This is a genomic window from Paenilisteria portnoyi, assembly GCF_014322795.1.
Classification (GTDB): domain Bacteria; phylum Bacillota; class Bacilli; order Lactobacillales; family Listeriaceae; genus Listeria_A; species Listeria_A portnoyi.
This window is the reverse complement of record NZ_JAASTT010000009.1, coordinates 38,146-60,394: the sequence shown is the minus strand read 5'-3', so window position 1 is coordinate 60,394 and position 22,249 is coordinate 38,146. Positions and strand designations below refer to the sequence as shown.

Sequence of the window (22,249 nt, the reverse complement as noted above, 5' to 3'; positions counted from 1 at the left end):
TTACGAATATTTAGATTGGATTTATTGTATCAAATAAACGTGGAAACGTCAATGTAGTGCTTTCATAGATGCTTCTATCGCTTCTAATGTTTTCGCGATTTCTACATCTGTGTGTTCTGTTGAAATAAATAACCCTTCATATTGTGAAGGCGGCAAGAAAATACCGTTGTTAAGCATTTCTCGGTAGTAGTTTGAGAAATAATTTAAATCAGACGTTTTTGCAGTATCGTAGTTGATTACTTTCTGATCAGTGAAGAAAAAGCCGAACATGGAACCAGCTTTGTTGATAGAGAGCGGAACTTCGTATTGCTTAGATAATACTTCTAGACCTTCTTCAAGCTGATCTATCAGGGATCTGAACGCATCATAGTGATGTGGTGTTAATTGTTTTAGGGTCGCATAGCCGGCATTCATCGCTACTGGATTTCCTGAAAGTGTTCCTGCTTGATAGATAGAACCTGCTGGGGCAATTTGCTCCATAATTTCTTTTTTTCCACCATAAGCACCGACTGGGAGTCCGCCACCGATTACTTTTCCGAGACAAGTGATATCAGGCGTGACAACATACAGGCCTTGTGCGCTGTAAAAATCAACACGAAAACCGGTCATGACCTCATCAAAAATCAACAGGCTTTCATATTGGGTCGTGACTTCGCGTAGACCTTCTAGGAAACCTTCAATTGGAGGTACGACACCCATATTCCCTGCTACTGGCTCCACAATAACGGCAGCGATTTCCGCACCATATTTTTCAAAAACAAACTTCACGCTTTCTAAATCATTGTATGGAACGGCTATCGTGTCTGCTGCAAGTCCCGGCGTTACTCCAGGAGAATCTGGTAAACCAAGTGTTGCAACGCCTGATCCAGCTTTTATTAATAAGGAATCGCCGTGCCCATGATAGCTACCTTCAAATTTCACGATTTTATTTCTTTTAGTGTAGCCTCTTGCCAGTCGAATAGCACTCATCGTTGCTTCTGTTCCCGAGGATACCATCCGAACCATTTCTACAGATGGCACGCGTTCTACTACAAGTTTTGCAAGTTCAGTTTCGATTTCCGTTGGTGTTCCGAAACTTGTCCCTTTCATAGCCGCATCGGTTACTGCTTTTATAACGCCTTCGTTTGCGTGACCTAGAATTAACGGCCCCCAAGATAGGACATAATCAATATATTTATTGCCGTCAATATCCGTTAAGTATGCCCCTTTTCCATGTTCCATAAAAACAGGATTAGCATTGACTGATTTAAAGGCACGAACTGGGCTATTAACACCACCTGGCAACACTTTTTCGGCTTCTTTAAAGGCTTTGATTGAGTTTGTATATTTATTCATCTAAGCATCTCCTTTTAAATAGAAGGCAACGTCTTTGGCGAAATACGTAATGATCAGACTTACACCTGCACGTTTCATACTCGTCAGCATTTCCATAACAATGCGTTCTTCATCGATCCAACCATTGGCGCTGGCTGCTTTCACCATTGCATACTCGCCACTCACGTTATATGCCACAACAGGGAGGTTTGTTTGATTGCGTACGTCTCGAATAATATCTAGATAGGAAAGAGAGGGTTTGACAATCAGAAAATCAGCCCCTTCTCGTTCGTCACTCTTTGCTTCACGGAGCGCTTCAAGTCTGTTTGCTGGATCCATCTGATAGGTCTTACGATCGCCAAATTGAGGTGCGCTGTTTGCCGCATCACGAAATGGGCCATAAAAAGCAGAAGCATATTTTACAGCGTAGGACATGATTGGAATATCTTGATATCCAGCTTCATCCAGTCCTTCACGAATGACTTGCACAAATCCATCCATCATATTAGAAGGGGCAATGATGTCCGCACCAGCTTTTGCTTGACTAACTGCTGTTTGTTTAAGTAATTTTAGCGATGCATCGTTCTTTACTTCGCCATTTTCAATTACACCGCAATGCCCATGGTCGGTGAATTCACAAAGACACGTATCCGCGATGACAAGCATGTCAGGAGCTAGCTTTTTCACTAATCGCGTGGCCTCTTGAACAATCCCATGATCATGATATGCGCCAGTACCTACATCGTCTTTATCGTCGGGAAGACCGAACAAAATAATAGCTTTGATACCTAATTTGGTAAGCTCTGTAACTTCAGTCGCCAATTCATGTAGAGAAAATTGAAATACGCCAGGCATAGAGCTCACTTCTGTTTTGGCTTCTTTGCCTTCTTTTACAAAAATAGGATAAATCAGGTCGTCGGTATGTAGAACTGTTTCGCGAACAAGATCACGCATTACTGCACTGCTACGCAAACGACGATGCCTATCAAAATTAGAACTCATAGTCATAACTCTCCTTCAATTAATAATTCACATATTTGTTGCATCGTGTAGTTATCAGGCTCGTATGCTACGGAGAAACCTGATTTTACGATGGCCGAGGTTGTTACTGGGCCGATGGATGCGATTTTTAAAGCTTCAATATCCCCAGTATAGCTTTTGATAAAATGGCACCAGGCAGAAGGACTAGCAAATACCGCGATATCAATTGATTGGGAATTCATCACTGATTGCAACTGATTCGTAGCTTCTTCTGGAAAAACTGTTTCATAAATCGCGCATTCTGTCACGATATGCTCAAATTGAGCGAAGCGTTTCGCTATTTCATCACGCGCAATGCTACTTTTTGGCACAAAAATATGTTGCGCTGTCAAACCAAGTGCTAGCCACTCCTTGATAAATATCTCCGTTGTGAATAATGTCGGCTGAAAATTGGGTGAATAGCCGTATGATGCGAGTACTGTCGCTGTCTTTTCGCCGATCACAGCTATTTTTATCGTTTCAAGGATTGTCTCTTGCTGTTCAAAAAAATAACGCACTGTATTGGCACTTGTAAACACAATCCAGTCGTATTCGTCCAATACCATATCGCATGGATGAGGCCTTGTCTCGATCATCGGAACTGCAGAAACTTGAAATCCTGCGTTCTCTAAAAAATCCAACCATGACTCATTTTTCCGAGCTTCACGTGTTAATAAAACATGTTTAGACATTATCTCTTAATCCTTGAATAATCTCCTTGGCACCAAGCTCAATAAGCTGATTTGCTACACTTAAACCTAGCGCTTTAGGGTCCTCACCCTGTTCTGTAATTTGATAAAATAGCCTACCGTCAACAGAACTGACAAGGCCTTTCAACTCTAAAACACCATCTTTCAAAGTCGCATGACCTGCAATTGGAATTTCACAACCACCATCTAATGCTTTTAAAAGTGTACGTTCTGCTGTCACAGCACAATTTGTTTCTGAATCATTCAGTATCGAAAGCATCTCTTGAACAAAAGCATCGCTCGCACGACATTCAATAGCAAGTGCTCCTTGTCCAACAGCTGGCAAACAAGTCGATTCATCCAAGAAAATATAGCTTTGTTCCAACTTATCTAGCCAGTCCATACGCTTCAATCCAGCAACCGCTAATACAATTGCATCAAAATCTTCTTCCTGCAATTTTCTAAGTCTCGTATCAATATTGCCACGAATCGGTTTGATCGTTAAATCTGGGCGTATGTGTAATAATTGCGCGGCACGTCTTAAACTACTCGTTCCAACGACAGCGCCTTCCGCCAAACTCTCCAAACTATCGCCTTGCTTAAATATAAGGCAATCTAGCGGGTTTTCGCGCTTCGGAATAGCGCCAATCAGTAGTCCTTCCGCTAGTTCTGATGGAACATCTTTCATACTATGTACAGCGAAATCAATCCGCTCTTCTAGCAAAGCATCTTCCACTTCCGATACAAAAAGGCCTTTGCCACCAACTTTGCTCAACGTGACATCTAAAATACGATCGCCTTTCGTCACAATTTCCTCAATTTCAAAACTTATTTCTGGAAATTGTTCTTGAAGTTTTGCAATCACCCATTTTGTCTGCGTTAAAGCTAGCTGACTACGCCTTGAACCAACAATAATTTTTCGAGTCATGCCTTTTCACCAACTTTTTCTTTAGTTATTTCTGCTGTATCTTCCATTTTTGCTTTTTGAAGGTCAAATATATTCTGGAACACTTCAATATCATGTGCAGCGTCCGAACTCGTTGCCATTTCTTTTAATTCGGAAATCGGGTGTTTCAGTAACTGATTGATAATGCTCTTCATATGCTTACCAACGATGACCTGTTCACGATCGGTTAGATCTGGCAACTTATTCGACAGACTCTGCATTGTCTCTGCCTGTAACGCTAGTGCTTTTTCACGTAAATCTTTAATAATCGGAACAACGCCGAGCTGCTTCTCCCACTCATAAAAATTCACGCATGCAGCTTCGATATGTTCTTCAATTTCGATTACCATCGCCTGCCGTTGCTGTGTATTTTCTTGAATAACGCCACCTAAATCATCAATATCAAACAATGTCACATTGGGAATCTCTGCACATGTCGCTTCAACGTTTCGCGGCAGAGCGATGTCAACAATGACAAGCGTATTTTCACGCTCAGCCATCGTCTCTGTTAGCATATGTTGCGTGATGATTGGCGTTGTTGCTGATGTAGAGGTAATAGCAATGTCTGCACACTTCAATTGTTCACTCAAACTGGCATAGTCACGCGACTGAACACCTAACTTTTCCGCCACGTTTTCCGCGCGCGCGCTCGTTCTATTTAATAGCGTGACGTCAGATATTTTGGCGCCAAGCATATTTTGAATCGCCAGCACGCCCATTTTCCCAGCGCCGACAATAACTGTTTTTTTGTTCTTAATATCCACACATGCTTTTTTCACGACTTCTACCGCAGCATAGCTGATTGACACGGCATTTTCGTTGATTTTCATTGTATGGTGTATGTTTTTAGCAAAATGAACGGACTCACGGAATAATTGATTTAAAATGGTTCCCGTTGTTCCAATCGTTTGCGCACTCGTAAATGCATCTTTGACCTGACCCAAAATCTGTGTTTCACCAATAATCAAAGAATCCAAGCCACTTGTGACGCGGTACAAATGTTTCACAGCCTCTTCTTCTTCAAAAAACAGCAAATAAGGCTCCAAAATTTGCATATCCATTTGGAACCAGTCAGCTAAGAAACGCTTGATATAGTATCTTCCTGTATGAATTTGATCCACGACAGCAAAAATTTCAGTGCGGTTACACGTTGATATAATTACATTTTCTAAAATGCTTTTTTCCTGATACAAGGAAACCAATGCCATTTCCTCTTCTTCTGGATTAAAAGCTAGCCGTTCCCGTATTTCGATTGGCGCGCTTGTATGATTTAGACCGACAGAGAGAATGTACATCAATAAGCCCCCTTTTTTACATTAATGAATTCAAGTTTTATTCTATCACTTTTTAGAATAGGCGCCAACTTGTTCGCTTGTGAAAACGACAATGAGTTATGCCATCGCCTCTTCAATTAATTTCCAAGCTTCTTCTTTGCCCATCTTCGTTTCAGACGAAAACATCACGAAACCATCTGTTGGATCGAAATCTAGCGCTTCTTTAACGATTTTCATGTTTTTATGCCATTTACTACGCGGAATTTTGTCAGCTTTTGTAGCAATAACGATCGTAGGAATTTGATAATACTTCAAAAATTCATACATGTTCCGATCGTCTTCTGTTGGCTTATGACGCAAATCGACAATTTGAATCACCGCTTTTAATGGCGTTCTGCTCGTCATGTACGTTTCAATCATTTCGCCCCATTTTTGACGCTCTTTCTTAGAAACTTTCGCAAAACCGTATCCTGGTACGTCGACGAAGAAAAAGGAATCTTCAATTTTATAAAAATTCAATGTTTGCGTTTTCCCTGGTTTTTGCGAGATTCGTGCCATACTTTTACGGCGAATCATCGTATTAATGAAAGAAGATTTCCCGACGTTAGAACGACCTGCGAGCGCAAACTCTGGCAAACCGCCTTCTGGATACTGCTCTTTCCAAACAGCGCTTATGACAAGTTCTACATTATTTATATTCATAGTTTCCACCTTTATCTAAAATGATCTTTTTTAAGTATAACGGAATTCGGCAAATTAAGCAAAAAGGCTCTCCGCTGATGGGAGAACCTTCCTTAAAAAACTAGATTTGTGATACTTCTGCTTGTACGCGTGCGATGAATTCGTCTAGTGGTAATGTTTCTGAATCTTTCTCGCCGTATTTACGTACGTTGACTGTATTGTTTTCTACTTCTTGGTCACCAATAACGAGCGCATACGGGATTTTCTTTGTTTGTGCTTCGCGAATTTTGTAACCAAGTTTTTCGTTACGTTCGTCGACTTCCACGCGGAAACCAGCGTACATTAACTTATCTTTAAGCGCTTTGCTGTGATCCATGTGTGCATCGATACTAACTGGGATAAGCTCCATTTGAATCGGCGCCAACCATGTTGGGAATGCACCTTTATATTCCTCGATCAAGTATGCAACGAAACGCTCCATTGTCGATACAACACCACGGTGAATAACGACTGGACGGTGTTTTTCGCCATCTTCGCCGATATAAGTTAAGTCGAAGCGCTCTGGAAGTAAGAAATCAAGTTGAACAGTAGACAATGTTTCATCTTTGCCGATTGCAGTCTTAACCATAACATCAAGTTTTGGCCCGTAAAATGCTGCTTCGCCATCTGCTTCATAGTAATCCAAGCCCATATCGTCCATTGCATCTTTCAACATGCCTTGCGCTTTTTCCCACATCGCATCGTCATCGAAATACTTCTCTGTGTTTTCCGGATCACGATAGCTTAGACGGAAACTATAATCTGTAATCGCGAAATCTTTATACACCGCTAAAATAAGCTCAACGACACGTTTGAATTCGTCTTGAATTTGATCTGGGCGAACGAATACATGCGCGTCATTTAAAGTCATCCCGCGAACCCGTTGCAAGCCTGATAACGCGCCACTCATTTCGTAACGATGCATCATACCAAGTTCAGCAATACGAATCGGTAATTCGCGATAACTGTGAATGTCATTTTTGTAAATCATCATGTGATGCGGACAGTTCATCGGACGGAGCACAAGCTCTTCGTTGTCCATTTTCATTGTTGGGAACATGTCTTCATGATAGTGATCCCAGTGACCGCTTGTTTTGTAAAGCTCCACATTCGCCATAATCGGAGTGTATACGTGGTTGTAGCCTAAGCGTTCCTCTTTGTCAACAATGTAACGCTCGATGACGCGGCGGATTGTCGCGCCTTTTGGAAGCCATAACGGCAAGCCTTGTCCAACTTCTTGACTATTCGCAAATAACTCCAACTCTTTACCAAGTTTACGATGATCGCGTTCTTTCGCTTCTTGTTGCATACGTAAAAATTCTTTCAAACCATCTTTATCAAAAAAGGCTGTACCGTAAATACGTTGTAACATTTTATTATTGCTATCACCGCGCCAGTAAGCACCAGCCACGCTTAGCAATTGAAATACTTGAATTTTACCAGTAGATGGAACGTGTACACCGCGACATAGATCGAAAAATTCGCCTTGTGTATAGATAGTCACTGTTTCGTCTGCCGGGATTGCTTCGATAAGTTCTAATTTATAGTTGTCACCAATTGCTTTGAAGCGTTTGATTGCTTCTTCACGGGAAACTTCTTCACGCGTAATCGGCAAGTTTTCACGAATAATTTTCTGCATTTCTTTTTCGATAACTAGGAAAGTTTCTTCGCTGATTGCAACTTCTGTATCGATATCGTAGTAGAAACCTGAATCAATAGCTGGCCCTACACCGAAAGTCACATCTGGATATAAACGTTTTAAGGCTTGAGCTAGTAAATGCGCGGAACTATGTCGCAAAATTTGTAGCGCGTCTTCGTGATCTGGAGTCACAATTTCGATTTTTGAATCCTCAAGAATCGGTGTTACTAAGTCGACCAATGTTCCGTTCACTTTACCTGCTAACGCCTTTTTCTTAAGGCCTGGGCTGATGGATGCTGCGATATCAGCTGTGGAAACGCCTGCCTCAAATTCTTTGACTGCACCATCTGGAAATGTAATTTTCATTTTCTTCGACTCCTTCTTCCAATTTTTTAGACGAAACGCGGACTTTCTCAAGCATATTCTAACTTTTTGGGGAACAAAAAAAGACCCATCCCATGCTTATGCAAGGGACGAGTCTTTCAACACGTGGTTCCACCCAAGATTCAAGAATTCCGAAAAATTCTACTCTTGTCACAGTTAACGGTGTGATCCGTCTCAAACTACTACTGGGAATACCCAATTTCGAATGAAAAGTTCAAAGGGGGTCACTTTACTGGCTAATTAGGAGGGTCTCAGCAATGCCTCCTTCTCTGTGAATCAGACTCGAGTAAAATGTTGTCCTTATCAATACTTGTTTCATCATTACCTGTATTATAAATCGGATTCGACAAAATGGCAAGCTTTAAGAGTAAAAAAATTTAATACCGTCTGTTTCTGCCGTCTAATTCTATTTCTTTCGACAAGTAACGAATCCGCTCCATAATTCGGCGGGCTTTCATGCGCTCTTCCGTGCCGTTATTGGAGAACATCAAATGGTTTTCCAAGTGTTCCATACTATAGTTGGACGAGAAAAAGGTTGGTAACTCTTCTTGCATCCGAAACTGCAAAATAGCTCCGAGCACTTCATCACGTGTCCAGGTCGTCATCGATTCAGCACCAATATCATCCAGCATCAGAATATCGGTTTCTTTCGCAAACTGGATTTTTTCACCAACGCTATTATCCGCTATCGATTGCTTGATTTCACGCATAAATTCCGGTAAATAAACGAGCGTTGTTGAAATACCTTTTAGCGCCAGATCTTTCGCCATTGCCCCGAGCAAATACGATTTTCCAGTCCCAAAACTACCATGGATGTAGAGGCCTTTTTGCATACCTGTAGAACCTTTTTCATACGTACTTAAAAATTCGCCCGCCGCAAGAAACGCCGCACTTCTGGACTCATTATCGATTGAAAAATCATCCAACGTCGCTTCCATCACTTGTTTTGGCATATAGAGAGAACGGATGCGCTTTTCTATTGCACGCTGGCGGTCTGCTTGGATTTTCTCCTCGGTTGGGTAATACGTGACAGTAATATAATCGCCGTTCAAACTAAGTCGCGGCGCATATCCTGGCATCAATGTATCTTCTTTTTGCTGATACTTCTCGTGTTCCGTCATAAATTCGTACAGTTTGGATAAGTTCTGATTAATAATCTGTTCATTTAGCTCAGATTGGTGCTCTTTTAGAAACTGTTTCACCGGTCCATAAGCAAAAACTTGTTGCTTCAATGTTTCATATTGTTTTTCAAAATCGCGACCTTGAAATAGTTGGCCGAGCGTTCTTTCGATTTTGTCCATCTTCGTCACCTACCTTCTTTTAAGCGTTTTTTCATCTCTTCTACTTGTTTGTCAAGCGTCGATTTTTCGCGAACGGTCATCTCTTTTTCGACTGGTTTCACTTCTTCTTTATCGAACCAATCTGGCAATATTTCTTTGCGTCCATTTTGATTGAATTTACGTTTGTTATTTTGATAGTTAGTCGGCGCTTTTTGCGTGCCTTCTTCTTGCAACTTTTTATATTTTTCATGTTCTGCCCAAGCCATCTCCATCGCTTCTTTGGCCGTCTGCACTTTTTTACGTTTCCAATGAGCTGCGATCGTCATCATATAGTTTTTAGAAATTTTACCGTCTAATCGAAGCAAGACATATTCAATTAATACGTTCATAACGGGAATCGGTAAATTTTGTTGCGCCAAAACTTCATCAATAACTTTGAGGTCGGTTTCTGCGGGCACTGCTCCATCACTAATATCAACCATCAATTGATACGGTGTCACGTTTTCCAAGTAGTACGCCAGCGCTTCTGTATCCGATGCGCCTTCTTGTGGTTGCGACTCCTGTGACGTGGTTTTAGGCTCTGCTTTCGCTTTTAATTCTGGCAATCGATTATTCTGCAACTGGTAACCATCGCGTACAATTTTGCGTAAATAATCTAAATCCAGCGAACCATCCGCTTGCACCGAACGATACAAATAATGCACCATATCAAGCTCCTCGACCGCATAAATCGCGTGCAACTTCAAGATACAGGCACGAACTTCTTCCGTCACTGCATTTCGCGATAGCATCGTTGGCGACAAACTTTGGAGCATCACCGCAAAATCAAAGGCCTTGTCATCAAGCGTGACGCCTCGGGATACCGCACGCCCCATTGGCTCGCCATTCGAGACAGTGCTCACTGGCAATTCGCTCCCATTAAATGTCTCAAATACATCTTGAAACGAACGCGTCACCTCATCAAAACCTTCTTCTGACATCGGTTCGTCGGAAAAAAAGCGGCGCAATCGTTGGTACTGTGCGTTTCCAATTTTGCTATATAAATAAATATTTAATAACCCATCAGAAAAGAATTGCTCTGGAGAAAGCGGTGCTGCCATTTCGTATATGTAATGTCGGGATTCCCCGGTCGTTTGCACAAAACTGCGCAACAAGCCCAGCCCTTCTAACTTCAACCGAGCCTGAAAAAGGTTTGCTAAGCTAATTCCAAGTAAGTTTAGCAACTGGGTATGGCTGTGACTCTCGGACCAAAGACGATTTTCCTCTACCTCCGTGACAAGCGTGTCGTAGAGTGCCAAACATTCTGCTCCCATTAGCGGCTGATATAAAAAAGTCATGATTTTGCGGTCTTTCTCTGATAAAACGCCATTCGCCTTCACTTGATAGCTATCGACCGGCTGTAACTCCATCCAAAATTCTGCCACTCTACTTCACCTTTCTTACTCCTGTTTTGTCTTATTCATTAAATCCTTGAGTTCTTCTACAAAAACACTAATATCTTTGAACTGGCGGTATACAGAGGCGAATCGCACGTAGGCAACCTCGTCTAAAATAGCCAGTTTATCCATTAATTTCTCACCAATCAAATGCGAAGATACTTCACTTTCACCGATGCTTCGGAGCTCACGTTCGACTGCATTCACGACGTCTTCCAGTTGTTCCACGGAAACCGGTCGTTTTTCACATGCCCGAATCAAGCCGCGCAATATTTTTTCTCTGGCAAATTCTTCGCGAACACCATCTTTTTTGACGACGATAAGCGGGCTTTCCTCTACTTTTTCGAATGTTGTGAAGCGAAAGCCGCACGTTTCGCATTCTCTGCGACGTCGAATGGAATTGCCATCATCCGCCGGTCTTGAATCCACAACGCGTGAGCTATTGCCTTTACAAGATGGACATTTCATTGTCATCCACTCCTATTTTATGTGATTACTTTTCCCTAGTATACCACGACTACCGCCAAAGCTTCTACTTTGAAAAGGTGCGAATCAGTGCGTTTACTTGTTGTTCTGTTTCGGCTAGACTCTGTGAATTATCAATCACAATATCTGCCTGCTTTATTTTATCGGATAGCGGTATTTGACTGGAAATTCTAGCTTGTGCCTCGCTTTCCGACAACTTATTTCGTTGCATCAAGCGCTCTAATTGCGTCTGTTCATCCACAAAAACAACGACAACCGTGTCCACCATTTCTTGCAGTTTGCTCTCAATCAAAAGTGGAATATCAAAAATAATGAGGTCGTGTCCAGCAGCTAGCAAGCGATCCCGCTCAGCCAGCATCCAGCGCCTCACAAGCGGGTGCACAATTGCATTTAAAGCCGCTCGCTTCTCACTATCATGAAAAATAATGTTGCCCAACTTCTGCCGATCAAGCTCCCCGTTCTCTTGAAAAACCTCCGCGCCAAAAGTAGCCCTGATTTGCTTGGCGCCTTCCGTCCCTGCCTGGACAACTTGTCGAGCAGCAATATCCGCGTCAACGATTGGAAAACCAGCATCGTGAAGCATTTTACTGACCGTACTTTTCCCACTTGCGATTCCACCTGTTAATCCGATAATATAAGCCATCCGCGTCACCTATTTCTGACATTTCGGGCAAAAATGCGTGCCCCTGCCGTTCAGTTTGATTTTCACGATAGGCGTACCGCATATCGGACACGGATTGTCTTTTTCGCCATAGACTTGCAGTTTATCTTGATACCCGCCAATCTTTCCTTGCGAGTTCACATACGTGCGAATTGTGGAGCCACCAAGCGCCACTGCCTCTGCCATGATTGATTTTGTGCTGTCATAGAGTCGCGTGATTTCTGCCGGTTTTAGCGTGTTCGCAGGGCGTTCCGGAAGCACCTTAGCTTGGAAGCAAATCTCGTCTGCGTAAATATTTCCGATACCTGCGACAAGACTCTGATCCAATAATACCGTTTTGACAGCACGACCAGATTTTTTTAACTTCGTCGCAAAAGCGCTTTTTTCAAACGTTGCGGAAAGTGGTTCTGGTCCGAGTTTTTGAATCGATTTCGTGAGCCCTTCTTGCCCTTTTAATACGAGCTCCATCGTCCCAAACTTGCGGACATCGAGGTAGCGTAGTTCTGTCCCATCTGTGAAATGGAAGATGACATGCGTGTGTTTATCGACTGGGTCTGTCGCATTATTGAGACGATACTTTCCTTCCATGCGCAAATGCGATAAAAGCGTGCCGTCCGTTGTGTCAATCAGCAAAAACTTGCCGCGACGGCGAACAGCATCGATTTTTTGCCCAATCATATTGCCGATAAATTGTTCCGCAGGCATACCAACAATCATCTTTGGAACGCCAACGATAACTTGATCAATTTTTTTCCCTATCACAAGTTCGGCGAGTGTTGCCCGAACATTTTCTACTTCTGGTAATTCTGGCATGATTTTAACCCCTTACTTATGTTATTTCGCGTCGTACCATGTGTCTCCGAAAGAGCTATCGACTTTGAGCGGAACAGAGAGCTCCACAGCATTCTCCATCACATCTGGAACGATTTCTTCCAGTTTCGCGATTTCGCTTTCTGGTGCTTCGAAAATGAGCTCATCATGTACTTGGAGTAGCAAACGCGCTTCCAGTTTCTCCGAGATAAGACGGTCGTTCATGAGAATCATCGCTTTTTTAATAATATCGGCGGCACTTCCTTGAATCGGTGTATTCATCGCGGTTCTTTCAGCAAAACCACGCACGTTGAAATTGCGACTCGTGATTTCCGGAATGTAACGACGCCGATGCAAAATCGTTTCGACATAGCCTTTTTCCTTTGCAGAACGCACAATATCTTCCATGTATTCTTTTACGCCAGGATAGCTCGCAAAATAACGATCGATAAAATCATGCGCGTCTTTCCGAGTAATTCCTAAATTCTGCGATAAACCGTAATCACTAATGCCGTATACGATACCAAAATTAACAGCCTTCGCTTGGCGGCGCATCAACGAATCCACTTCTTCCTGCTCGACATGAAAAACATCCATCGCTGTTTTTGTATGAATATCGTAGTCATGTTTGAAGGCATACTGTAAATTCTCATCTTCTGAAATATGTGCCAAGACGCGTAATTCCACTTGTGAATAATCCGCGGAGAATATCTTCCAACCTGGCTCAGATGGAACGAAGACTTGGCGAATTTTGCGGCCTTCTTCTAAACGAATTGGGATGTTTTGCAAGTTCGGGTCAACAGAGCTCAGACGGCCTGTTTGCGCCAACGTTTGGTTAAAGCGCGTGTATACTTTTTGCGTATCTTGATGGGTTACTTTTAGCAAGCCTTCGATATAGGTTGATTGCAGTTTGCCAAGTTGACGGTACATGAGGATACTTTCAATGATTGGATGTGAGCCCGCCAATTTTTCAAGAACGTCAGCAGATGTGGAATAGCCTGTTTTCGTCTTCTTCTCAGCTGGAAGTCCTAGATTTTCGAATAAGATAACGCCAAGTTGTTTCGGTGAGTTGATGTTGAATTCAGAACCGGCATAGTCGTGAATCGTTTTTTCGAGTTCACTTAATCGACCTGCCAACTCAACTTTCATATCTTCTAAACGCGCTGTATCGACCTTGACGCCGTACATTTCTATTTTCGCTAAAACCTTGGATAGTGGTAATTCGAGGTCTTCAAATAAGCCTAACTGCTCATTATTTTCGAGTTCAGTTCGCATTTTCTTTTCTAGTTCTGAAACCGCGACTACTTTACGTGCCAAATGTTCCGCGACAATCGCTTCTTCTGGAATCGCTCGTTTTGCCCCTTTTCCGTATACTAGTTCATCTGTTTTTACCGCGTCGAAATCATGGCTGACCGCTACACTCGCAAAGTCCCCAATCGTATCAGATGGGTTGAGCAAGTAAGAAGCTAGCATAATATCGAATGCAATACCGTCAACTGCAATCTCAAATTTGGAAAGTCCAACAATCGTTTTCTTCGCATCATATACGACTTTTTCTTTTTTCGGATCTTCCAGCCACGTTTTAAGTGCCGGAGACTTCACAAGCGCATCCGCATTCGCAAAAAATGTACCTGCTTCTGAATGAAAAGCAATCCCGATAAATGGCGCCGTATGGTAGTTATCGTTATCCAACTCGACATAAATCGCCGTTTTATCGCTCAGATGTGCCGCCGTAACTTCCTCTATTATTTCAAATGAGAGACTCTCCATCTCTTTCACCGGTTCGCTTGACTCGCCTTGTATATTTTTCAAAAGTGTCGCAAAACCAAGTTCTTTCAGTAACGGCACCACTTTTTCTGTATCGTAACCAGTATATTTCAGATCTGCAACTTTGATTTCTAGCGGTGAATCAGTATTAATCGTCACCAATTCTTTACTCATGATTGCCGATTCCTTGTTGTCCATTACTTTCTCTTGTAGCTTTTTACCTGAAATTTGATCCGCATTGGCTAGCACTTCTTCTACCGTACCAAATTGGTGTAATAGTTTTAATGCCGTTTTTTCGCCGACACCAGGAATCCCGGGAATATTATCGGAAGCATCGCCCATTAAGCCTTTCATATCAATGATTTGCTCAGGCGTAAGATCATATTTTTCTTTCAAACTTGCTGGTGTATTTTCTTCCATATCCGTGATGCCTTTTTTGGTAATATACACGGTCGTTTTATTGCTCGCAAGCTGTGTTAAATCGCGATCTCCCGTAATAACAACGACTTCCAAGCCATCTTTTTCGGCATGCTTCGTAATGGTCCCAATAATATCATCCGCCTCATAATTTGGCAGCTCATAGCGCGGAATCGAATAGGCATCCAGCAACTCACGAATAAACGGAAACTGCTCAGACAGCTCACTCGGCGTCTTCTGGCGTCCACCTTTATACTCTTTATACTGACTATGCCGAAAAGTCGTTTTCCCCGCATCGAAAGCCACCAACACATGGTCCGGTTGCTCTTTTTCCAACACATTCATAATCATCATCGCAAAACCATACACCGCATTCGTATACACACCTTTATCATTACTCAAAAGCGGCAACGCATAAAAGGCACGATTCGCGATACTATTTCCATCAATTAGTACAAGTTTATTCACAGGGATTCCTCCTCCAAATTTAGCGCTCATTATGTCCATTTTAACATAGAAACATTGAATGCGCCTTTATTCGAGCGCACAAAAAAACCATGTTTTGAAATGGCAGCCACACGCTCTCTCCCACTTCAAAACACGGTATCTTTTATCGCTTAAAAATTGCGAATTAAGGCATCTGCAAACTCGGAACATTTCACTTCTGTCGCGCCATCCATTAAACGTGCGAAGTCGTAAGTAACTGTTTTGTCAGCGATTGTTTTCTCCATTGATTTAATAATTAAAGCTGCCGCCTCGCCCCATCCGATATGCTCGAGTAGCAACGTTCCAGAAAGGATAACCGAGGATGGATTCACTTTATCAAGGTTTGCGTATTTCGGAGCCGTACCATGTGTCGCCTCAAAAATCGCATGTCCCGTCAAATAGTTAATATTCGCACCAGGCGCAATACCAATGCCACCAACCTGAGCCGCAAGCGCGTCGGAAATATAATCTCCATTCAAGTTCATCGTCGCCACAACATCGAATTCCGCTGGACGTGTCAAAATTTGTTGCAAGAAAATATCCGCAATCGAATCTTTGACTAAGATTTTGCCTGCCGTAAGTGCCGCGTCTTGTTTCGCGTTAGCTGCATCTACACCTTCCGCCTCAACGATACGATCATATTCAGACCATGTGAAAACTTTATCGCCAAATTCGCGTTCTGCAAGGTCATAGCCCCACGTTTTGAACGCGCCTTCTGTGAATTTCATAATGTTTCCTTTATGCACAAGCGTCAATGATTTGCGGTTTTCTTTAATCGCATATTCAATCGCCGCGCGCACTAAACGCTCCGTTCCTTCTTTAGAAACAGGCTTCACACCGATCCCAGAAGTTTCAGGGAAACGAATTTTATTCACGCCAAATTCATCGCGCAAGAAAGCAATCAATTTCTTCGCCTCATCGCTACCTTCTTTAAACTCAATCCCAGCGTAAATATCCTCCGTATTCTCACGGAAAATAACCATATCCGTATCCTCAGGACGCTTCACAGGAGAAGGAACCCCTGTAAAATAGCGAACTGGACGCAGACATACATATAAATCTAATTCTTGACGAAGCGCCACATTTAACGAGCGAATCCCGCCACCGATTGGCGTTGTAAGTGGCCCTTTAATCGCGATTAAGTACTCATCGATTGTGTCGAGTGTCGCTTGCGGTAACCATTCGCCCGTTTGATTGAATGCTTTCTCGCCCGCTAAAACTTCTTTCCAATCGATTTTTTTCTCGCCGTTATATGCTTTTTCAACAGCCGCATCGAGTACGCGCTTAGATGCACGCCAAATATCTGGACCTGTGCCATCGCCTTCGATAAATGGAATCACTGGATTATTTGGCGTTTTTAAAACACCGTCTACTACTTGAATTTTTTCACCTTGTGTCAAATTAATTTCCCCCTCGCAAATTTTAGTCCCGTTCTGTGACAGGAATATAGTCTCTTGAATCTGGCCCCACATAAATAGCACGTGGACGAATCAAGCGGTTATCACGGTATTGTTCAAAGATATGCGCCAACCAGCCTGATACGCGACTCATTGCAAAAACGAGCGTAAACAAGTCGTGATCAATATTAAGCGCGTGATAGACAGACGCCGAATAAAAATCGACATTTGGTTTCAAGTGTTTAAATTCCCAAACAGCCTCTTCCACTTCCGCCGAAATATCGTAGTATTCTGGCTCGCCTTTTTTCTCCGTAAGCTTACGCGCCATTTCTTTCAGATGCATCGCACGCGGGTCGCCACCTTGATAAACACGGTGTCCAAAGCCCATAATCTTCTCTTTGTTATCAATCTTATTTTGGATATATTCGCGCGCATGACCTTTTTCTTTAATTTCTTCAATCATGTCAATCACACGCTCATTCGCGCCACCATGAAGCGGCCCTTTAAGCGCGCCAATCGCAGCGGTTACGCCAGAATAAACATCGGATAACGTCGCCACACAAACACGCGCAGTAAACGTAGACGCATTAAACTCATGATCCGCATGTAGGACAAGCGCTTTGTTCATTGCCTCGACTTCCAAATAAGTAGCATCTTCGCCAGTTAGCATGTATAAAAAGTTCGCGGCCATGCTCAAATCATCGCGTGGCGGAATCGGATCCAAGCCGCGACGAATCCGTGAAAATGCTGCCACAATCGTCGGCATCTTCGCTTGCAAACGAATGCCTTTACGATAAACAGCTTCCCCGTCATCCATCTCCGATTCCGTATCAAAAACGCCGAGCATCGAAACCGTTGTCCGTAAAACGCTCATCGGATGTAATTTCTGGTGATGTTGCAAACGCAAACTCGTAATAATCGTCTCCGAAACTGCCATATTTTCACGGATTTCGCCCGTAAATTTCGCCAAATCTTCCGCATTCGGCAAGCGTAAATGCCAAAGTAAATAAATAACCTCTTCGAATGTTGCATTACTTTCCATCAGATCATCAATACCGTAGCCAACATAAGTCAGCATGTCATCTAGAATAGAACTAATCGACGTCTCCGCAACATATACATTCTCCAAACCTCTTGAAACCGTCATTATTTTTCCCCCTAACAATATAAAATTTAGCGTCATCTGCTATGTAGTTGTCTTTTTTATTAATTTATTTGAATAAAGCGACACCTTGCATAAGTACGTAGGCAATACCTGCCGCGATAACCGGTCCAGCCGCAACCCCGCGAAATAGTACCACAGCTAAAATCGTACCAAAAACAAGTGATACCGTCACTTGTGGGTCCACCGCCATATAGCCAACGCCTTTTTTTGCCAAAATTGAAACCGCAATCCCCGCCAGCAAACCAATCCAACCAGCCGCTGATTTAAAGGAATCGATTAAGTCTTTAAAACCAATTTGTCCCGTCGCAATTGGAATCAGGATGGCAACTGTAATCACCGTTACGCCCCAATTTATTCCTCGCGATTGAATCGTTTCCATAATTCTGCCATCCACATGGAAAAGTTTCAGCAAAATTACAACGGCAACCGCAATGATTAACGAGTTATTTTTTGCTAGTAGCCCAAGTCCGAGAAATAGTAATAAAAATAGCATACTTTCTGTAACCAAGAAGAACAAACCTTTCCTTCTGAGAAAACGTCAGATTAGTTGTATTATAACACATCTACACCCCTTGATGTAAAGCGATACTTATTGTATATCTGAAAATAGATAAGAAAAGCCAATGACCTATTATTTCATATCGAAATAGGTGAAGTTTCCTTGACTCATTCGGCGTTCTATCCAGCGGTTGATGCGTGGTTTCATCCATGAACGTATGAAGGGTAGGAATAGGAGTAATCCGCAGATAGATGTGATAATACCAGGGATGATGAGTAGGATTCCGGCTAGTAGTAGGCAAATCGTGTCTAACAGGTATGGGGATATTGTTTTTCCTTCGCGCATGTTTTGAGTAATGCCGCGCCATAAGCGTTTGACGATGAATATACCGAATGCTGTCGATGCGATTTGGATGAATACTAGTGGCCAGAAGCCAATCCATTGGAATAGGAGGATGTAGGTGAGTAGTTCTAATAAGCCGTATGCAGCCCAGTAGTAGATTATTTTTTTCAAAATGGCGACCTCCTTTGTATGGTTTCTTTTTTATTATAGCGTAGTTTTGGGGAAATGAGAAAGAAGATGGTGTTGCGGAAAAGATTAGAAAAACCAGATTATCATCCGAGTTTGGGATGTAATCTGGTTTTGAGTTCTTAGTTTTGAGTAGTTCGTGTTTAGCGCCTTCGGATCCAGCTTCAACAGCCAACTCCTCGAAAACTTCACGCCCTCCGAAAAAAGCAAGAGCGGCTTTTTCCTGCGGCCGCTCCAGTTTTTGTCGGAGCTGAACGGGCTGTTTCAGCACTTCTATTAATGTGTAGCCGTTTTACCATTGTAAACATTACCTTGGCGTGCGTCGACGGTTACTGTTTCGCCGTCTTTGACAAGGTCTGTTGCGTTTGTTGCGCCTACGATTACTGGAATTCCTAGTGTGATTCCAACAACGGCTGCGTGGCTAGTTAGGCCGCCTTCTTCTACAACGACTGCTGCGCTTTTCTCGAATGCTGGTAACATTTCTTTGTCTGTCGTTTTAACAACAAGGATGCCGCCTTCTACTGCTTTGTCTAATGCTTCTTTATTCGATTTAGCAACGACTGCTTTACCGATAACGGAAGTCGAACCAATTCCGTGTCCTGATACTGCTTTGTCACCGATTAATTGGATTTTCATTAGGTTGGTTGTACCGGATTCTGTAACTGGAACACCGGCAGTGATGATGATTAGGTCGCCTTGTTTTGCAAGTCCTGATGCTAGTGACTCTTTTACTGCAAGGTCGAACATGTCATCTGTATTCGCGATTGGTTCTGCTAGACGTGGGTATACGCCCCATACTAGAGAAAGTCCGCGACATACGCGTTCGTTGAAAGTAACCGCTAAAATATGTGATTTTGGACGGTATTTCGAGATCATGCGTGCTGTGTGACCACTTTGCGTTGTTGCAACGATTGTGTGAACGTTCAAGTTGCGCGCTGTGTGACCAACTGCTTGACCGATTGCTTCTGTCATATCAGAATTTTGGTGCGCTTTAAGAGCAAATTTATCTTGAGCTACTAGTGCTTCTTCCGCACGTAGCGCAATTTTAGTCATCATTTGTACGGATTCTACTGGATAGTCCCCAGCTGCTGTTTCACCTGAAAGCATGATTGCATCTGTACCATCAAAAATGGCATTGGCTACATCACTTGCTTCTGCGCGGGTTGGACGCGGGTTACGTTGCATAGAATCTAACATTTGAGTTGCTGTAATAACTGGTTTGGCAAGCTTATTACATTTTTTGATTAGTTGTTTTTGAACGATCGGAACTTCTTCAGCAGGAATTTCAACGCCTAGGTCACCACGAGCAACCATTAGGCCTTGAGATACTTGTAGGATTTCGTCGATATTGTCAACGCCCTCTTGGTTCTCAATCTTAGGAATGATTTGTACGTGTGTTGCATTGTTTTCTTCTAGAATTTTTGTGATTTCAAGAACATCTGTTGCGCGACGAACGAATGATGCTGCGATAAAGTCGATTCCTTGTCCTAGACCAAAACGGATATCATTTGCATCTTTTTCTGTGATACCAGGTAGGTTAATCGATACGTTTGGCACGTTCACGCCTTTTTTGTTTTTAAGTACGCCTGGGTTTTGAACATATGTTACTAGTTCACGGTTAGCAGCGTCTTTTTCGATAACTTCAAGACCAATTAAGCCGTCATCTAAAAGAATCGTTGAACCGATTTCTACGTCATCAAATAGTTCTGTATATGTTACGGAGAATTTTTCTTTTGTTCCAAGGACTTCTTCCATTGCTACGCGAACAGTGTCCCCTTTTGCAAATTCTAATTTCCCATTTTCCATATCGTTCGTACGGATTTCAGGGCCTTTTGTATCAAGTAAAATCGCTACCTCTGTTCCCGTAATTTTGACAGCTTCGCGAATATTTTTGATACGCGCGCCGTGCTCTTCATAATCACCATGTGAAAAATTAAGACGACATACGTTCATACCTGATTCGATTAATTGTACTAATGTTTCTACCGTTTCACTTGCAGGTCCAATCGTACAAACAACTTTAGTTTTTTTCATCTTTTATACTCCTCCTAAGAATACCTATTCATTCATTACTTATTATAAACTCATCCGCCCCATTTTACCAGTAACTTCACTAGCGTTCAAGGATTTTGTGAATTTATGTGCATGTTGACCAAACTTTTCATTCTTTTTTAGGCACGCATTTATGTAGCCTGTTTTCATGCCTATTTTCATTTTAATCCGTAGGAAGAGGCTTCTAAGTTATGCAAAACTAGAAACCTCTATCGTTGTATTAAATTGATAGGATTGTTGCTAAATCAAACATTTCTTTATCAATCACGTGTTTTTGTTTCAAAACTTCTGTGATATCATTTTCGACGATTTTATTATTTTGGATGCCGACAGCAAGACCGCCACGGTTTTCCATTAATAAATCGACAGCACGCGCGCCTAGACGACTTGCTAGTACGCGGTCAAAAGCAGTCGGACTACCACCACGTTGAACATGTCCTAGAACCGTTACACGAGCATGATAATCGCCAAACTCAGCTAATTGGTTCGCGAATTCATTTCCAGAAATAACGCCTTCTGCAACGACGATAATACTATGTTTTTTACCACGAGCAAGTCCATTGTTCAGGCGTTCTACAACATCTTCCATCACAAAATTATGCTCAGGAACGATAATTGCTTCCGCGCCTCCTGCTAGACCAGACCAAAGTGCGATATCACCAGCATCGCGCCCCATTACTTCAATGATAAATGTACGTTCATGACTTGTTGCCGTGTCACGAATTTTATCCAATGCGTCAAGCACTGTGTTTAAAGCCGTGTCAAAACCAATGGTAAAATCAGTACCAGAAATATCATTATCGATTGTTCCTGGAATACCGACTGTTGGGAAGCCACGTTTTGTTAGGGCCTCAGCTCCGTGATAAGAACCGTCTCCACCGATAACAACAAGGCCTTCAATACCGAATTTCTTCAACTGCTCAATACCTTTTAGTTGACCTTCTTCGGTCGCAAATTCAGGATAGCGCGCCGAATAAAGGAACGTTCCTCCGCGATGTAAAAGATCCCCTACAGAACCTAAATCCAATTTATGAATATCTCCGTTTACTAGACCTAAAAAGCCGTAATCGATACCATAAACTTCTAGACCTTCATAAATACCTTTACGAACAACGGCACGAGCCGCAGCGTTCATTCCTGGTGCGTCTCCACCACTTGTTAAAACTGCAATACGTTTCATTAAAATCCCACCTCAAACAATGAATATATTTTTTCATCACATGGTTACATTCTACATCACTTTTCCTAAAAATGAAAGCAGGAATCTAGTTCTTTTTTC

At 42.5% G+C, this 22,249-nt stretch carries 19 protein-coding genes and 2 other annotated features (1 of these 21 cut by a window edge); all 19 genes read right to left on the bottom strand.

The genetic code is table 11. From position 1 onward, the window contains the following. Positions 1-4 (bottom strand) — a binding site (T-box leader); it reaches 219 nt to the left of the window's first position. A 44-nt stretch (positions 5-48) separates the two neighbouring features. Then, positions 49-1,335, bottom strand: coding sequence for a glutamate-1-semialdehyde 2,1-aminomutase (hemL, locus tag HCJ66_RS07820; RefSeq protein ID WP_187132621.1), 1,287 nt, complete (start codon positions 1,333-1,335; stop codon positions 49-51). Then, entirely contained in the window at positions 1,336-2,316 is a 981-nt protein-coding gene (gene hemB / locus HCJ66_RS07815; protein ID WP_187132620.1) for a porphobilinogen synthase, read from the bottom strand. It lies immediately after the preceding gene. 2 nt (positions 2,317-2,318) lie between these two features. Continuing rightward, entirely contained in the window at positions 2,319-3,026 is a 708-nt protein-coding gene (locus tag HCJ66_RS07810) for a uroporphyrinogen-III synthase (protein ID WP_187132619.1), read from the bottom strand. Next, positions 3,019-3,951, bottom strand: a complete 933-nt coding sequence (hemC, locus tag HCJ66_RS07805) for a hydroxymethylbilane synthase (RefSeq protein WP_187132618.1) — start codon at positions 3,949-3,951, stop codon at positions 3,019-3,021. Before hemC ends, HCJ66_RS07810 begins: the two co-directional genes overlap by 8 nt. Further along, on the bottom strand, positions 3,948-5,264 hold the full coding sequence (gene hemA / locus HCJ66_RS07800; RefSeq protein WP_187132617.1) for a glutamyl-tRNA reductase: 1,317 nt from the start codon (positions 5,262-5,264) through the stop codon (positions 3,948-3,950). The genes hemC and hemA overlap by 4 nt, the downstream gene beginning before the upstream one ends. 96 nt (positions 5,265-5,360) lie before the next feature. Continuing rightward, on the bottom strand, positions 5,361-5,945 hold the full coding sequence (gene yihA, locus HCJ66_RS07795) for a ribosome biogenesis GTP-binding protein YihA/YsxC (RefSeq protein ID WP_181675389.1): 585 nt from the start codon (positions 5,943-5,945) through the stop codon (positions 5,361-5,363). A gap of 100 nt (positions 5,946-6,045) precedes the next feature. Next, positions 6,046-7,968 carry a threonine--tRNA ligase gene (gene thrS / locus HCJ66_RS07790; protein WP_187132616.1) on the bottom strand — a complete coding sequence of 641 codons (1,923 nt, stop codon included), beginning with the start codon at positions 7,966-7,968 and terminating at the stop codon, positions 6,046-6,048. Positions 7,969-8,068: 100 nt separating this feature from the next. Further along, positions 8,069-8,302: a binding site (T-box leader), on the bottom strand. 61 nt (positions 8,303-8,363) lie between these two features. After that, on the bottom strand, positions 8,364-9,287 hold the full coding sequence (gene dnaI, locus HCJ66_RS07785) for a primosomal protein DnaI (RefSeq protein WP_187132615.1): 924 nt from the start codon (positions 9,285-9,287) through the stop codon (positions 8,364-8,366). Between the two features lie 5 nt (positions 9,288-9,292). Further along, entirely contained in the window at positions 9,293-10,690 is a 1,398-nt protein-coding gene (locus tag HCJ66_RS07780) for a DnaD domain protein (protein ID WP_187132614.1), read from the bottom strand. Positions 10,691-10,705: 15 nt separating this feature from the next. After that, entirely contained in the window at positions 10,706-11,170 is a 465-nt protein-coding gene (nrdR, locus tag HCJ66_RS07775) for a transcriptional regulator NrdR (protein WP_187132613.1), read from the bottom strand. A gap of 64 nt (positions 11,171-11,234) precedes the next feature. After that, positions 11,235-11,831, bottom strand: coding sequence for a dephospho-CoA kinase (coaE, locus tag HCJ66_RS07770; RefSeq protein WP_187132612.1), 597 nt, complete (start codon positions 11,829-11,831; stop codon positions 11,235-11,237). A gap of 9 nt (positions 11,832-11,840) precedes the next feature. After that, a complete protein-coding gene (gene mutM / locus HCJ66_RS07765; RefSeq protein WP_187132611.1) occupies positions 11,841-12,662 on the bottom strand; it encodes a DNA-formamidopyrimidine glycosylase in 822 nt (273 codons plus the stop codon). A gap of 21 nt (positions 12,663-12,683) precedes the next feature. Further along, complete coding sequence (gene polA, locus HCJ66_RS07760; RefSeq protein ID WP_187132610.1) at positions 12,684-15,311, bottom strand: DNA polymerase I; 2,628 nt, start codon at positions 15,309-15,311, stop codon at positions 12,684-12,686. Positions 15,312-15,460: 149 nt separating this feature from the next. Then, positions 15,461-16,729 (bottom strand): NADP-dependent isocitrate dehydrogenase, encoded by a 1,269-nt coding sequence (icd, locus tag HCJ66_RS07755; RefSeq protein WP_187132609.1) that lies wholly within the window; start codon positions 16,727-16,729, stop codon positions 15,461-15,463. Between the two features lie 22 nt (positions 16,730-16,751). Next, a complete protein-coding gene (gene citZ, locus HCJ66_RS07750; protein WP_187132608.1) occupies positions 16,752-17,873 on the bottom strand; it encodes a citrate synthase in 1,122 nt (373 codons plus the stop codon). 64 nt (positions 17,874-17,937) lie between these two features. Beyond that, positions 17,938-18,399, bottom strand: coding sequence for a DUF441 domain-containing protein (locus HCJ66_RS07745; RefSeq protein ID WP_187132607.1), 462 nt, complete (start codon positions 18,397-18,399; stop codon positions 17,938-17,940). 123 nt (positions 18,400-18,522) lie between these two features. Beyond that, positions 18,523-18,903: an FxsA family protein gene (locus HCJ66_RS07740; RefSeq protein WP_187132606.1), complete on the bottom strand. Its 381-nt coding sequence runs from the start codon at positions 18,901-18,903 to the stop codon at positions 18,523-18,525. A gap of 291 nt (positions 18,904-19,194) precedes the next feature. Next, entirely contained in the window at positions 19,195-20,952 is a 1,758-nt protein-coding gene (gene pyk, locus HCJ66_RS07735) for a pyruvate kinase (RefSeq protein WP_187132605.1), read from the bottom strand. Between the two features lie 238 nt (positions 20,953-21,190). Further along, positions 21,191-22,150: a 6-phosphofructokinase gene (gene pfkA, locus HCJ66_RS07730; RefSeq protein WP_187132604.1), complete on the bottom strand. Its 960-nt coding sequence runs from the start codon at positions 22,148-22,150 to the stop codon at positions 21,191-21,193. Between the last annotated feature and the right edge of the window lie 99 nt (positions 22,151-22,249).

Bases quoted from the DNA above. Each gene is read 5' to 3' on its own strand.
- dnaI (WP_187132615.1), bottom strand. From the start codon at position 9,287: ATGGACAAAATCGAAAGAACGCTCGGCCAACTATTTCAAGGTCGCGAT.
- mutM (WP_187132611.1), bottom strand. From the start codon at position 12,662: ATGCCAGAATTACCAGAAGTAGAAAATGTTCGGGCAACACTCGCCGAA.
- nrdR (WP_187132613.1), bottom strand. From the start codon at position 11,170: ATGAAATGTCCATCTTGTAAAGGCAATAGCTCACGCGTTGTGGATTCA.
- pfkA (WP_187132604.1), bottom strand. From the start codon at position 22,150: ATGAAACGTATTGCAGTTTTAACAAGTGGTGGAGACGCACCAGGAATG.
- thrS (WP_187132616.1), bottom strand. From the start codon at position 7,968: ATGAAAATTACATTTCCAGATGGTGCAGTCAAAGAATTTGAGGCAGGC.
- coaE (WP_187132612.1), bottom strand. From the start codon at position 11,831: ATGGCTTATATTATCGGATTAACAGGTGGAATCGCAAGTGGGAAAAGT.
- hemB (WP_187132620.1), bottom strand. From the start codon at position 2,316: ATGAGTTCTAATTTTGATAGGCATCGTCGTTTGCGTAGCAGTGCAGTA.
- HCJ66_RS07810 (WP_187132619.1), bottom strand. From the start codon at position 3,026: ATGTCTAAACATGTTTTATTAACACGTGAAGCTCGGAAAAATGAGTCA.
- pyk (WP_187132605.1), bottom strand. From the start codon at position 20,952: ATGAAAAAAACTAAAGTTGTTTGTACGATTGGACCTGCAAGTGAAACG.
- yihA (WP_181675389.1), bottom strand. From the start codon at position 5,945: ATGAATATAAATAATGTAGAACTTGTCATAAGCGCTGTTTGGAAAGAG.
- hemC (WP_187132618.1), bottom strand. From the start codon at position 3,951: ATGACTCGAAAAATTATTGTTGGTTCAAGGCGTAGTCAGCTAGCTTTA.
- hemL (WP_187132621.1), bottom strand. From the start codon at position 1,335: ATGAATAAATATACAAACTCAATCAAAGCCTTTAAAGAAGCCGAAAAA.
- hemA (WP_187132617.1), bottom strand. From the start codon at position 5,264: ATGTACATTCTCTCTGTCGGTCTAAATCATACAAGCGCGCCAATCGAA.
- citZ (WP_187132608.1), bottom strand. From the start codon at position 17,873: ATGACGGTTTCAAGAGGTTTGGAGAATGTATATGTTGCGGAGACGTCG.